Source organism: Vreelandella mediterranea (assembly GCF_970647075.1).
Genome location: NZ_OZ310198.1, coordinates 3,067,158 through 3,080,666, shown reverse-complemented (window position 1 = coordinate 3,080,666; position 13,509 = coordinate 3,067,158). Strand labels below are relative to the sequence as shown.

Here is a 13,509-nt window from a genome sequence, read left to right as displayed (position 1 = left end):
CGCCAACCGTACCACCAGGGTAAACCGATGGTCATCATCAATAGGGACGAGGGATAAAGGCTAATGTGGTCAACCTTGAAATCAAAGCTGAGCCGCTACGTGCCGGGCTTCTCCCGGGCGCAAACGGCGAAAAACCGGGCCAACGCCCACGTCAATAAAGTCAAAGGACTCTCGCGGCTTTCCATGCTCTTGTGGGCCGTGCTGGTGGCGTTGCTGCTGGTGGCGATCTGGTGGTTCGGGCCGAGCTGGGAAGTGCGCGGGGTGACGCCGCTTGCCCCCTTCATCAACCGCCTGGCGGCCACGCTCATCATCGTCACGGTCGTGGCCGTGGTGTGGGGCGTTCGCCTGGCCCGGCGGCTGCGCGACATGGACACCGAGCGCGAGCAGGAACAGGCGCGCCAGCACGACCCGATCATGTCCCAGGTCGAGCGCCAGGAAGAGTCGCTCAACGGCGTGCTCGACGAGATCATCGAGAGCCTGGGTGGCGGCAACGGTCGCTACCGGCTGCCCTGGTATCTGGTCATGGGCGTGGAAAACGCGGGCAAGACCAGTTTGATCAACCGCTCCGGCCAGAACTTCGCCCTGACCCACGTGATGAAGGCCACCGGGCAGAGCAGCAAACAAGGCCAGCTCGGCTTTGACTGGTGGATCGGCGACAAGGCGGTGTTGATCGACCCGGACGGCGAACTCTTGACCCAGGGCGCCATGGAAGGCGGCGAACCCCAGGAGCTCCAGCGCAGGCTTTGGGATCACTTCGTGGAGTGGCTGGAGCGTAACCGCGCCCGGCGCCCGCTGGATGGCATCGTGCTGGTGCTCGACCTGGCGCGGCTGAGCCACGCCCAGGTGGCGGTGCGTAAAGCCTACGCCACGCTTTTGCGCAGCCGCCTGCGCGAGCTGATGGAGCGCCACGGCGCCCGGCTTCCCGTGTATGTCACCTTTAGCAAGATGGACCTGCTCCACGGCTTCGACGACTTCTTCCGCCATTACTCTCGCGCCGCGCGCAAGGCGCCGCTGGGCTTCACCTTCACCCCGGACTCCATCGATACCCCCGGGCAGTGGGAGGCGGAGTTCGAGGCCGATTTCGACACCATGCTCACGCGGCTCAACCACATGATGCCCGCCATGCTCTCGGAGTGCCGCGACCGCGAGGAGCGCGAATCGGTGTTCCGCTTCGTGCGCCAACTGGCTGGGCTTCGCGACGTGCTGCTGGGCTTTTTGACCGAGGCGCTCTCCAGCGACCGCTTCTCGACCGCGGCGATGGTGCGCGGCACCTACTTTACCTCAGTCTACCAGCAGGGCGTGCCCGAGGACCCCTTCGTTGACGCCGCGGCGCGGCGCTACGGCATGGACGACAGCGTGCAACCCGCTCACCGGGCAGCACGCAGCGCGCTCTACTTCACCGAAGAGCTGTTCGAGAAGGTGATCTACCCCGAGGCGGGCCTTGCCTCCGACAACGCGCGCGTCGCCCAGCGGCGCCAGCGCATGCGCAACGCAAGCCTGGCCGCCTGCGCCATTCTGGGGCTGGGGCTGGTCGGCGGCTGGTCCCACTTCTACCAGAAAAACAGCGTCTCACTTTCCGCGGTGGAAGAGCGCGCGGAAACCTTTTTGGCCACCCAGCCGGAGGCCTTCCAAAGCGACGACCCCAGCGGTCGCGAGCTTCTGGACCCGCTGGACCGGCTGCGCTACGCCATGGAAACCTTCGGCGAGTACCGTACCCATACGCCGTACCTGGCGGACATGGGGCTTTACCAGGGCCACGTAATTGGCGCCCAGGTCGAGCGGGCGTATCTGGCCATGCTGGAGCATCAATTCCTGCCCGCACTGATGATCGGCATCATGGACGACATGAACCGCGCCGAAGAGGGTAGTAACGAAAAACTCGCCTTGCTTCGCGTACTGCGCATGATGTCGGATCAAAGCGGGCGCCAGACCGAGCGCGTTGAGCGCTACATGGCGAATCGCTGGCAGAGCTACTTCCCCCAGCAGGGCGAGGTGCAGCAGCGCCTGATGATGCATCTGGATTACGCCATGCAGCACAGCGACCTTCAGGGGCGTGTCGAGGCGGGCAGCCCGAACGCCGAGCAGGCCATGGCGCCGCTTCAAGGCAGCATCGCCTCCGCTCAGCAGGATCTCTCCCGTCAGCCGATCGACGAGCGGGTCTACGCCGCGCTCAAGGCCGCCGGTAGCCGCCAGGGCCAGGCGCTGGATCTGCGTCGCAGCGTGGGCACGCTCTTCAACACCGTGTTCATGGCGCGCAACGACGACCCGGAGCACGTGACGCTGCCTTACCTGGTCACCCGTGACGGTTTCGAAAGCTACTTCCTGCAGGAGCTCGACCGCGCAGTGGAGCTGGCCCTGATCGACATCTGGGTGCTCGGCCAGCGCGACGACATCAACTTTAGCGAGGCGGATAAAGAGCAGCTTCAAACCGCGCTGCGCGAGTACTACGTGAGCGACTACCAGGTGAGCTGGCGCGACGCGCTGGCCAATACGCAGCTGGTACCGCTGCCGGATATCCGCCAGGCGATCGTGGTGGCGGATGCGCTGGTCGGCGCCCAGCGCCCGCTGGACCGCCTGTTGGACGCGGTAGAGCGCAATACCAGCCTCTACCCGGAGCTTCCCGAGGACGACGACCAGGCCCGCGAGGCGCTGCGCCAGTCTCAGCGCTACCAGTTGGCGCTGGCCATCGAGCAGCCCTTCACCGATCTTAACCGGTTAAGCCAGGCCGACAACGGCAACCCCTCGTCGCTGAACGAGATCAAGACCGCGGTGACGTCGCTGCGCGATTACCTGATGGAGATCGAAGAGTCGAGCGACAGCGGCCGCGCCGCCTTCCTGAGCGCCCGCGACCGGCTCTCGCTGCGCGGTAACGACCCGATCGAAAACCTCAAGCGCATCGCCGACAACACCCCGGAGCCGGTCGCCAGCATGCTCCACCGCCTGGCGGACCAAAGCTGGGAGCTTTTGATGGTCAGCGCCACGCGCCACCTGGAAAGCCTGTGGCTCGACGAAGTGGTCGCGCCGTACCAGGAACGCCTGGCCGGACGCTATCCCATCGCGCCCAACGCCACCCAGGAGGTCGCGCTCAACGACTTCGAGGACTTCTTCGCCCCCGGCGGTATCCTGGATACGTTCTATCAGGACAGCCTGCAGCCCTTTATCGAAGGCGCGCCGGAGTACCTGACCGACGCCCAGGGCAACTCGCTGCTGCGCGAAAGCCTCTACACGGCGGTGGACCAGGCCGAGCAGATTCGCCGCGCCTACTTCAGCCGCGACGGCGCGCTCGATGTCGAGTTCGCCCTGGAGCCGGTCAGCTTGAGCGCCAACAAGCGCCGCAGCGTCATCAGTGTCGATGGTCAGCTAATCGAGTACGCCCACAGCGTTAGCCAGCGGGTATCGATGATCTGGCCCAACGCCCTGCGCGGCGGCACCGAAAGCCGCCTCACCATGGTGCCAAGCGAAGTGAACCGTTCGCCGCGAAGCGTCAGTCAGGATGGCGCCTGGGCCTGGTTCAGGCTGCTGGAACAGGCCGAGGTCACCAGCGTGAGCGAGCGCGAGCTAGAGCTTCGTTTCAACGTGGATGGCGGCACCATGCGCTACCGGCTGTTTGCCGGCGGCGCACCCAACCCGTTCACCCGGCCGCTGGCCGCAGGGTTCCAGCTTCCCTCCGCCCTTTACGCCGAGCGAGGTGGCCATGCTGACGCAACTTAAAAAGCTCTTTAGCGGGGCGGACAAGCCGGCCTCGCGCCATAAGCGCGCCAAGGGTCGGCGCGCCCGGCCCCTGGAGGCTGCCCGGGAAGAGGACATCGACAACTTCATCGAAGCGGTGTACCAGGCCGATGGCCGGGGCTATTCGCCCTGGCTGCTGCGCGACAAAAGCGCCCTCGATACGCTGCGCCGCGCGTTGGAGTTCACCGTGCACCGCCAGGTATGGCTACAGCGTGATGACGGGCAGGTGGCGCACTGGCAGGGGCAGCTTTTGGCGCTACGCCACGGCGATGGGCCGCCGCTGGGCATGGTGTTGGCCTGTCGGCCCGACGACGAGTCGGCCTGGCAGCTCAAGTTCTTTTATATCAGCAAAGAGTGGAAGGGCAGCGGCCACGGTACGAGGCTACTGCGCGCGCTACGGCGAAGCTTGAGCGGCGTGCCGCTACAAACGCGGCTGCCGCTCAACTGCCACTCGGCGGTCAATAGCCTGGAAACCGCAGGCTTTAGCCGCCAGCACGTGGATGCCCAGGAAATCGCCAGTTTCGAGGCGCCCGCTAAGTGGGATGAATGAGCGGGACGTACGAGCGGGCTGAATAGCCAGGATACGCAAGCGCCACCCACGAGCAACATGAATAAGCGCACGCACACGCTGACGCAGAGAAGGAGTCGAGCAATGGGCCAAAAATTCGTACTGGTAGGGGATATCGGCACCGAGCACAACGGCTATGTGCCCTCGCCGGTCATCTCGGGTAGCCCCACGGTCATCATGGACGGCAAGCCGGTGGCCCGTAAAGGCGACCCCTTGGAGGCGCACCAAAAGCCCAGCCACTCGCCCCACCCGCGCAGTATCGCTCAGGGTTCCGGCACTATTTTCGTCGACGGCACGCCCGTTGCACTCACCAGCCACGACGTTGATTGCGGCGGCGTGGTGATCGGTTCAGGTCCAGGAGAGGGAAGTTAACATGCCAGCCACCGGCCTACAGTTCACTTTAATGCTGCCCGGCGTGGATGACGTCGCGGTCATCGACTTCACCCACCGCGAGGCGCTCTCCGAGCCCTTCGAGCTGACGCTGAACGTCGCCAGCCGCGAAGGCGACCTGGACGCTTCCGAGCTTCTTGACCGCGAAGCCACGCTGACCGTCTGGCAGGACGGCGAGCCGCTGCGCCGGGTCCACGGCATCATCAGCGAGTTCGGCCGGGGGGATCGCGGCCACCGGCGCACCTTCTACTCGCTGACACTGCGCCCGGCGCTCTGGCGCACCTCGCTGCGCCAGAACTCGCGCATCTTCCAGAAGGTCGACCCGCTCACCATCATCAACACCCTGCTGGACGAGCGCGGTATTACCGACGTGGCCTTCGCCGTCAGCCGCGAACCCCTCGAGCGGGAATACTGCGTGCAGTACCGCGAGACGGATCTCACCTTCATCGAGCGCCTCGCCGCCGAGGAAGGGCTGTTCTATTTTCATGAGTTCGAGGACAGCGAGGGCGGTGCTCATCGGCTGGTATTCTCCGACGACCCCCAGGTGCTGACGAATCTGGGCGAGCGCACCTATCACAGCCGCGCCGGCGGCACGCCGCCTACCCGCCACGTGCGCAAGCTGAGCCACACCGCCCGGGTCGCTGCCGCCAGCGCCCAGCTCAAGGACTACAGCTTCAAGAACCCGGCCTACGCCCAGCTTCACGATCACATGGGCGATGACGTCGCCGAGCACGGCCAGCAGACCGACTACGAACACTTTGATTACCCCGGCCGCTACAAGGAAGACGCCTCCGGCAAGCCCTTCACCCGCATCCGCCTGGAGCACCTGCGCCGCAACGCCACCACGGCCAGCGCCCAAAGCGATCTGCCCGAGTTCGCCCCCGGCGCGCGCTTCACGCTTGTTGATCACGACACCGAGAGCCTCAACCGGGACTGGCAGGTGGTCGCGGTGCACCACGCCGGCGAGCAGCCCCAGGCGCTGGAAGAGGACAGCATCAGCGCCAGCGACACCGGCGGCATGACCCGCTACGTCAACCAGGTCACGCTGATGCCCGGCGACGCCGCCTGGCGCGCCACGCCCAACCCCAAGCCTAGAGTCGATGGCCCCCAGGTGGCTTTCGTGGTCGGCCCGGAAGGCGAAGAGATTCACTGCGACGAGCACGGCCGGGTCAAGGTGCAGTTCCCCTGGGACCGCTACGCCGAACCTGATGACACCGCCAGCTGCTGGGTGCGCGTCTCCCAGGGCTGGGCCGGTGGCGGCTACGGCAGCATTGCCCTGCCACGCATCGGCCACGAAGTGATCGTTTCCTTCCTGGAAGGCGACCCGGACCAGCCGCTGGTCACCGGGCGTACGTACCACGCGGTCAACCAGCCGCCCTACGATTTACCGGCGAACAAGACCCGCACGGTGCTGCGCACGCAAAGCCACAAGGCCGAAGGCTTCAACGAGCTGCGCTTCGAGGACGAAGCGGGGGAGGAGCAGATCTGGGTCCACGCCCAAAAAGACCTGGAGCTTTTGACGCTCAACGACCGGACCGAGGAGATTCGCAACGACAGTCACCTCAAGGTGCACAACGACCGCATCAGCGAGATCGATAACGACGATCACCACACGGTGCGCGGCAACCGCTACGGGAAGGTAGACGGTGACGACCACCTTACTGTGGATGGCACCCGCCACGAAAAGGTCGGCCAGGCTCAACTCCTCGAGGCAGGCCAGGAAGTACATCACAAGGCGGGCATGAAGGTGGTGATCGAAGCTGGTGCCGAGATCACCCTCAAAGCCGGCGGCAGCTTTATCAAGATCGACCCCAGCGGTGTGACCATCGTCGGACCACAAGTGAGGATCAATTCAGGGGGCAGCCCCGGTAATGGAACCGGGCAGGCGGCTCTAAGCGCTCGGCTTCCCGGCGAGGCCGAAAGTGAAGAGCATTCCAGAATCTCTCCGGTTCAGCACCAGCCCACGGTCTTCGCAGAAACGCAGGGCCAAGTAATCGCTTTGAAAAGGGCCGCGAGCAGTGGCAAGGCACTATGCGATATTTGTGCCGATACGTTGAAGCATTCTCAAGGAGCGATCGATGGATAGCGCCTTGCCAACCTGCACGCATCTCATTCTGGATACTGCTCAGCCCGAGCTACGCGAGCAGTGGTATCGGCGCTCGGCCTACAGCAGCGAGGCGGAACTACTCTACGTCGATACCCCTTTTGGTCACTTGACCGAGGTGTCGCCTATTGTCGCGCCGACCTCGGCAGCGGATCCTTTCCTGCAGTGGGTCAGCACTCGGCGCCCCCATCTGCGTTGGGGAATACTTCTGGAAAGCAAGGAAAGCAGCCATGCGTTGGTAAGGCATTTTCGGCACTGGTTAACGATCTATAACGACCACGGCGATGAGGTGCTATGGCGTTTTTATGATCCTGAAGTACTGCCCTATTTTCTCGAGGCATTCAGTGAAGAAGAGCGCCGACAGTGGTTTGGCCCCTGTACCACTGTACATTGTTGGACGCACGGAAAGAGCTGGTGCCGCGGCATCGATAAAGCGGTTGAGGGGCCGACTCCCAGTCTACCGAAAGCGCCCTGGTGGCGTATTACCCAACCGCACCTGTATCGACTTCGCCCGCTACTTCGCAAGGAGTTGATTGCCGATACGCGTCAGCGATTATTGCTCGCGGCTTGGTCCTGGTTGATGCACCTGGAAGCGTCGACGCTGGACGCACGTATCGGCGAAGCCATGGACCGCTTGACAGCGCTTAACGGCGGTATATTGCCCAGCATCGATATGGCCGAGCGCTTTTGTCTGTTAGTCATGACCAGTTGTTCACATCTGGAACAACGTGAAGATTTCCAGCGGGAAGTGGCTATTCACGGCATTGCCAGCGTATTGGCCCAGTGGCAATCCTATGCATACGGGCAACTGTCTGATCGAGCCCATCACGACGTCAAATGGTTGCCCGATGGAGCCCAGATGATTCAATCCCACAAGGAGGTAACCAGCGGATGAGCGAAACCAACGCCCAGCCATGCCCATTAGGCGATGATATCGAAAGCCGCTTGGCCATCATGTGTAGCTTTGTATGCACCTGCGAAGTCGTCCCCAATCAAGGGCGAAACGGCATCAACTTGAAACAGAGCTGCGTAGATAGAGGGCTGCAGCAATATAACGAAAGCTGTGATACGGGAATACGGGTTCAGGTGCCCTACTATATGAGGGATACGCCCCCTTCACCGCTGCTGGTCAAAGATGAGGACGGCCAGGAAACCACGGATCCGATTCCCGGCTTTGGCCACGCGATTAACCGTATCATAAAAATCAAACGCGATAGAGCGCGAGGCATATTGCTGACGGAATCGGCCAAAAACCGAGCAGAGGGCTATACCCGGGGCGATATGCGCATACCCGATGCGGTCGTACTGCGAGATCCCAATGACAAGCCTACTCAGGATAATCTGCTGGGAGTCGTGGAGGTAAAGTTTCCGCCTGATGATTGGGGAGCGGGGCAAGAAGAGGCTTATGAGCAAATTGCAGGCGCAGATCATAAATTAAGGCTACTTACTCCTGGGCGTTGTGGCTGTGACGGCCCGCGACAGACTGAATATGCTCCCGAGATTCAACCTGCCACGGTAACTTACGAAGATCGATTGGATGAAAGAGGGATAAATTGGGGGCTTATCGCCACAAGGGTGGGCGGATTCGCTTTCAGAGCTGCCGTGGGAGTAGTCACTGCCATTGGCGGTACATAACTGAGAGTATGATTGATAGTGTTAAAAACGTGCTCATAAATTGCAATAATATTTTAGCTGTTAAGGAGAGTGGTAGTGGATGCATCGCAAGATTTTGATAACCTGCTGACCGTCGAAACCGATAACGGCGTACTGTTTAAAATATGTTTGGGGGTGGCGTTTTTTTTTACTGGCTCTCAGCAGGAAGAAAAGCGCCAGGCTGTGTTGGATATCCTCGCTGACTACCGCGACTTGGTTGGTGATCGACTGACGTGGACCACGAATCCTACGACTGGTCGTTGGAAGAAGCTTAAGGGATTCGATAGTTATATAACCCCATTTGACTGGTTGCCTAGCTATGGCCCCGGAGAGTGGGAATTTGTTTATCACGGCGGTCAGCGGCGTAGTGATGCAGATGCTTGCGGTATCGTTGTGCTTGGAAAAGGGCAAGATGAACGAATAAGCAGGCTATACTGTTATTTTCCTATCGATTTCTTTATGGAGCGTGATCAAAAACTGCCTGAGCTAGTACAGCGGTGGTGTGAGAAGCTCAAGCCTGAACACGGATACTCTGGGTTTTGGTTAGGGCAGTCGTATGGTTATGAACGAGAAGATGAGGCCAAAATACTGGAATATAAATTTGGGCAGCGCTTTCCAGGCCTTCAAATCAATAAGTTCACCACCCACTCACTCAATCTACATCGAGGTCCAAAAGGGGTTGATTGGTTAACGATTCTGTCAAATGACTGGCTTGCTCGACTCGGCGGTGTTGAGCATCTCAAAGCGCAAATGGATGATTTGTCAGTGCTCGAATACAGTGGAGGTGCCATTTTGCGCGCAGGTTCCATGCCGCAGTTGGGTGATAACGAAAACCCAGAAGTTAATGACGCGTTAGTGGATTATCGCCGCGTAGCCGGGATCATTGAGCCTATCCGTATCAAGGATCATCCAGGCATTCACTCCCCGCTTCTGCCTCGCAATAGAAATGAGCCCTATTTTAATGAAGCTGAATACCAAGCCTGGCTGGCACGCTTCAGCCTTCAAGGGGGGGAGCAATGAGTGAGCCAACGAACGGTGAAGTTTTCGATCTGACGTGGATGCCAATGCAGCTATTTCCCGACATCGAGCTGGAGCGGGTGGACGTTAACGAGCAGGCAATCCGCATCGTGTGCAGCGATGGCGACTGGTCGATACAGTCGGATATTACTCCCTTCTGGGGACCGGGCACCATGGTGTTTGAGGTTGAAGGCGATACGTTCGTACATATCCAGGAAGGAGGGCGCTGGCCTCTGGTCGACCCTGCTGTAGCGCAGGAAAAACTGATTCCTTATCTCCACACGCTGGAAATAATCGAGCGCGGCGACCCTTGGCGATTACGTTTTCGGGCGGGCGACCGCAACGCCATTGTTGAGCTGCAGGCGAAAGTAATCAATATTACCTGGTATCCAGAAGGGGCCTGAGTACGTGTGAAAGGCTGCGTGATAGCGATATCTGCTTTAATGATACTGCCATGAGCTAATGGTTCGCAGTAAGCACGAGCAACGCCATGCGGTTTGAAATCTATGGCGCGCTACCCAGTTCAAAAGCCCACAATGCGCGCCAGCGCCACGGCGAGGTGGTGCGTGAGTTCGAGTGGCAGGATCACATGCTGACCGCCCACCGGGTACCCGGCGGTATGGAGGCCCACTATACCTGGGACCGCCACGCGCCGGACGGCCGCGTAGTAGGCCAGCAGGAAGCCGGCGGCCTGGCGCGGCGTTTTGAGTATCATGTCGATCACACCCAGGTCACCGACCACCTGGGCCGCGAAGAGCGTTACCACTTCGTGGGTAGCGGCCCTGGCAAGCGCTGGACGGCGCACACCCGCCCCGACGGCTCGCGTATCGAATTTCGCTATGACCGCGCCGGGCAAAAAATTGCCACGGCCGACCCGCTGGGCCGGGAAACAAAGATCGAGCGTAACGAAAGTGGTCAGGTCATCGGCCAGGTAACGCCGGACGGCCAGCGCTGGCGCATCGAACGCGATGCGTTGGGTGACACGGTGAGCATCGAAGGGCCGGAGAGCCAGCACTGGCAGATCACCCGTAACGAACGTGGTCAGCCGGTGGAAGTGGCGGGGCCGACAGGCACCACGGCGTTTGCTTACGACGACGAGCGCCTGCCCGACCGCGCTACCACGGTCGCCGACCCGGTGGGCGCTACCCATCAGCGCGAGTGGAACGCCCAGGGCCTGGTCACCGCCGAGATCGACTGCTCCGAGCAGCGCACCGAGTTTGAGTACGACCGCCGCGGGTATCTGGCCAGTGCCACCAACGCCCTGGGCGAGACCACGCGCACCCAGCACGACGAGCTGGGGCGGCGCACCGCCACTCAACTGCCCAACGGCCTTTACTGGCACCAGCATTTTGATCCGCAAGGGCGGCTGGTCGAAGTGGAAGGCCCCCAGGGTTTCCGCCAGCAGTTCTTCTTCGACGAACACGGCCGCCCGGCGCAGCGCACCGAGGCCGACGGCAGCCAGCAGTTCACCGCCTTCGACGACGTGGGCCGCCTGAGTGAGCTGACCCTGGGCAACGGCGCGGTCTATCGCTTCGCTTATGACGACATGGACCGCCTGGCCAGCGAGACCGGCCCGGACGGCCGCGAACAGCAGTATCGCTACGATGAGGCGGGCCAACTGGTCGAGCGCATCGAAGCCAGCCGCCCCGGCCCGGACGGCCAGCCGCTGGCCACGCGCTATGAGTACGACGCCGCCGGACGCCTTGCGGCGCGCCATTTACCCGCCACCGAGCACGCCCCGGCAAGCCAGGAGCAGTACCGCTGGGGCGCCAACGGCCAGCTCATGAGCGTCACCAACGAGCACGGCGACGTCGCGTTTCAATATGATGACGCCCAACGGCTGGTCGGCGAGCAGCAGCGCCACGCCGGTATCGAAGGCGGTAGCGGCTGGCAGTGGCAGCAGCAGCATACCCTCACCGCCAACGGCGCCCCGCAAGCGAGCCAGTTCGGCGAGCTACCCGCGCTCAACTGGCACACCTACGGCAGCGGCCACCTGCACGGGCTGAGCGCCCCGGGGCTGAACCTGGAGATCGACCTGGAGCCGGACGCTCTGCACCGGGAGACCCGGCGCCGCCTGACCCTGGCAGCGGGCGACCAGGTGCAGCCCCTGATTCTGGAGCGCGGCTATACGAACCTCGGCCAGCTCGATCACCTGACCCTGCGCGGTGCGCAGAACGGCGGGGGGCAGCAGTATCAGTACGACGCTCTGGGCCGCATGAGTTTCAGAAGCGTGCAGAGTGATCAGGCCTCCAGCGTGATTGCCTACAGTTTTGATGCCGCCGGCCGCCTGACCGGCAGCCAGCACGGCGACCAGGCCCACCGCTACGCCCTCGATGCCGCCGGTAACCGCCTGGACGGCCAACAGGCGCTGACCGACAACCGCCTCGACCACCTGGACGGCGCCCGCCACCGCTTCGACGGCGCGGGTAACATGATCGAAAAGCAGGCTGCCAACGGCGACCGCCTGACGCTCGGTTACGATGGTGCCAACCGGCTGGTCCAGCTCACCCGCGCAAGCGAGCGGGGCCGTACGGTCGATGCCACCTATTGCTACGACGGCCTGGGCCGCCGGATCAATAAGACCGTGCGCCACGAAAACGGCACCACCGCCACCACCCACTACGGCTGGGACGGCGACCGCATCGTGCGCGAAGAAAGCGAGAGCCAGCGCTCGACCATCGTTTACGAGCCGGGTAGCTTCGTGCCCATGCTGCGCATCGACGGCACCCAGGAAGGCCAATTAGTCAGCGCCTATATCACCGATGCCCTGGGCACACCGATGCAGTTGATCACCCCCAACGGCCAACTCCGCTGGTTCGCCGAACCTGATGACTGGGCAGCCGTCAAAAATCAACGCGCCGTGCGCAACGTCACCCAGTCAATCCGGTTCCAGGGCCAATGGCACGACGAAGAGAGCGGGCTTTACTACAACCGCCATCGCTATTACGACCCGCAACAGGGAAGGTACATCAGCCAGGACCCGATAGGGCTCAAGGGAGGCACGAACCTGTACGGCTACGTGACTAACCCGACGGGGATGGTGGATCCGTTGGGTTTGGCAGGCGCGGCTGCAGCAACAAGTGCGGCTGGGGGCTCAGCGGTAGCGGGCCGTGCCCCTGCTCTTGGCGGACGAATACCCTACCTAAACCCGGTGGGGGCATTTATTTCAGGCATGTGGCCCGCACGAATGGGCGACGGAACGAAAGCAGGCCCCTGGTACACGGGAACCGTATTTTCGCCTACTGATCGCCTGGAAGACGATAACAACCCTATTGACCGCGAGGGCCGCCCTGATACGCCTACCGACCGCCCGGGGCGTTATGACACGCCTATCGTTGACCAGCATGGCTGGACCACTGAGCGACCAAGCCTTCAGCCAGGTGGCTGCCGCAGTGAACAGCCTATTGGCGAACAGATTAGCTGTCCCAGTGAATTACCTATCTTTGATCAGAGTGGCTGGGCCAGTGGACTACCCATTGCTTCGCCGTTGCCGGGTGACAACACGATCGGGGGTGGCTATCAGCCTGCCGGAACGGATATGATTGGCGGGGCGGTGTTTAGTGAGGGAAGCAGTGTTGTTCCAAACAACGCACGTCTGACCTTCTCAACAACAGATGCTGTGCCTGTTAGTGGTTCGCGAGCTATTGATCTTGGGCAGAGTTATGAAGTTGGGGTTAGAGGGTTGTACGGAGATGTTCCCTTTAGCCAGCGTCAATATGAAGCTCTTGTAGATGGTGAGTGGGTCTCTGGTGTTGCAGATAATGTTGTCACTATTGGCGGCAAAAATACTGCGATTGAAGCTAAATTCGTTGATGATTGGGCTAAGTCTCTAAGAAATCCTGCCAGTCAGAATGGCTCAAAGCCTTGGGCGTTAGCTGAGCAGCAAAAAATGCTCAATCAAGCAACGAAATATAATGCTGCCTTTGACAATGTTGTCTATCACACGAATAGTGCCGACCTCGCTACATACTATTCAAAAGTATTTACTGATTCGGGCATCAACAACTTTGAATTTGTTATTACCCCAGCAACAAGATAGTGAGGTTTG

At 61.4% G+C, this 13,509-nt stretch carries 9 protein-coding genes; all 9 read left to right on the top strand.

Annotated features, from left to right (window positions below; translation table 11 throughout):
* Positions 1-75: 75 nt before the first annotated feature.
* The 9 genes from tssM (at position 76) to ACWFVE_RS14145 (ending at position 13,500) form a co-directional block, all read left to right on the top strand.
* Positions 76-3,711, top strand: a complete 3,636-nt coding sequence (gene tssM, locus ACWFVE_RS14185) for a type VI secretion system membrane subunit TssM (RefSeq protein ID WP_447529910.1) — start codon at positions 76-78, stop codon at positions 3,709-3,711.
* Positions 3,695-4,279 carry a GNAT family N-acetyltransferase gene (locus tag ACWFVE_RS14180; protein ID WP_447529909.1) on the top strand — a complete coding sequence of 195 codons (585 nt, stop codon included), beginning with the start codon at positions 3,695-3,697 and terminating at the stop codon, positions 4,277-4,279. The genes tssM and ACWFVE_RS14180 overlap by 17 nt, the downstream gene beginning before the upstream one ends.
* Positions 4,280-4,381: 102 nt before the next feature.
* Positions 4,382-4,669 carry a type VI secretion system PAAR protein gene (locus ACWFVE_RS14175; RefSeq protein ID WP_447529908.1) on the top strand — a complete coding sequence of 96 codons (288 nt, stop codon included), beginning with the start codon at positions 4,382-4,384 and terminating at the stop codon, positions 4,667-4,669.
* Position 4,670: 1 nt separating this feature from the next.
* A complete protein-coding gene (locus ACWFVE_RS14170; RefSeq protein WP_447529907.1) occupies positions 4,671-6,773 on the top strand; it encodes a type VI secretion system Vgr family protein in 2,103 nt (700 codons plus the stop codon).
* Entirely contained in the window at positions 6,766-7,686 is a 921-nt protein-coding gene (locus tag ACWFVE_RS14165) for a DUF4123 domain-containing protein (protein ID WP_447529906.1), read from the top strand. Before ACWFVE_RS14170 ends, ACWFVE_RS14165 begins: the two co-directional genes overlap by 8 nt.
* Positions 7,683-8,426 (top strand): hypothetical protein, encoded by a 744-nt coding sequence (locus tag ACWFVE_RS14160; RefSeq protein ID WP_447529905.1) that lies wholly within the window; start codon positions 7,683-7,685, stop codon positions 8,424-8,426. Before ACWFVE_RS14165 ends, ACWFVE_RS14160 begins: the two co-directional genes overlap by 4 nt.
* 75 nt (positions 8,427-8,501) lie before the next feature.
* Positions 8,502-9,464 carry a type VI immunity family protein gene (locus ACWFVE_RS14155; protein WP_447529904.1) on the top strand — a complete coding sequence of 321 codons (963 nt, stop codon included), beginning with the start codon at positions 8,502-8,504 and terminating at the stop codon, positions 9,462-9,464.
* Positions 9,461-9,865: a hypothetical protein gene (locus ACWFVE_RS14150; protein ID WP_447529903.1), complete on the top strand. Its 405-nt coding sequence runs from the start codon at positions 9,461-9,463 to the stop codon at positions 9,863-9,865. The genes ACWFVE_RS14155 and ACWFVE_RS14150 overlap by 4 nt, the downstream gene beginning before the upstream one ends.
* A gap of 86 nt (positions 9,866-9,951) precedes the next feature.
* Positions 9,952-13,500 carry an RHS repeat-associated core domain-containing protein gene (locus tag ACWFVE_RS14145; protein ID WP_447529902.1) on the top strand — a complete coding sequence of 1,183 codons (3,549 nt, stop codon included), beginning with the start codon at positions 9,952-9,954 and terminating at the stop codon, positions 13,498-13,500.
* Positions 13,501-13,509: the final 9 nt, after the last annotated feature.

Bases quoted from the DNA above. Each gene is read 5' to 3' on its own strand.
- ACWFVE_RS14180 (WP_447529909.1), top strand. From the start codon at position 3,695: ATGCTGACGCAACTTAAAAAGCTCTTTAGCGGGGCGGACAAGCCGGCC.
- ACWFVE_RS14175 (WP_447529908.1), top strand. From the start codon at position 4,382: ATGGGCCAAAAATTCGTACTGGTAGGGGATATCGGCACCGAGCACAAC.
- ACWFVE_RS14170 (WP_447529907.1), top strand. From the start codon at position 4,671: ATGCCAGCCACCGGCCTACAGTTCACTTTAATGCTGCCCGGCGTGGAT.
- ACWFVE_RS14165 (WP_447529906.1), top strand. From the start codon at position 6,766: ATGGATAGCGCCTTGCCAACCTGCACGCATCTCATTCTGGATACTGCT.
- ACWFVE_RS14160 (WP_447529905.1), top strand. From the start codon at position 7,683: ATGAGCGAAACCAACGCCCAGCCATGCCCATTAGGCGATGATATCGAA.
- ACWFVE_RS14150 (WP_447529903.1), top strand. From the start codon at position 9,461: ATGAGTGAGCCAACGAACGGTGAAGTTTTCGATCTGACGTGGATGCCA.
- ACWFVE_RS14145 (WP_447529902.1), top strand. From the start codon at position 9,952: ATGCGGTTTGAAATCTATGGCGCGCTACCCAGTTCAAAAGCCCACAAT.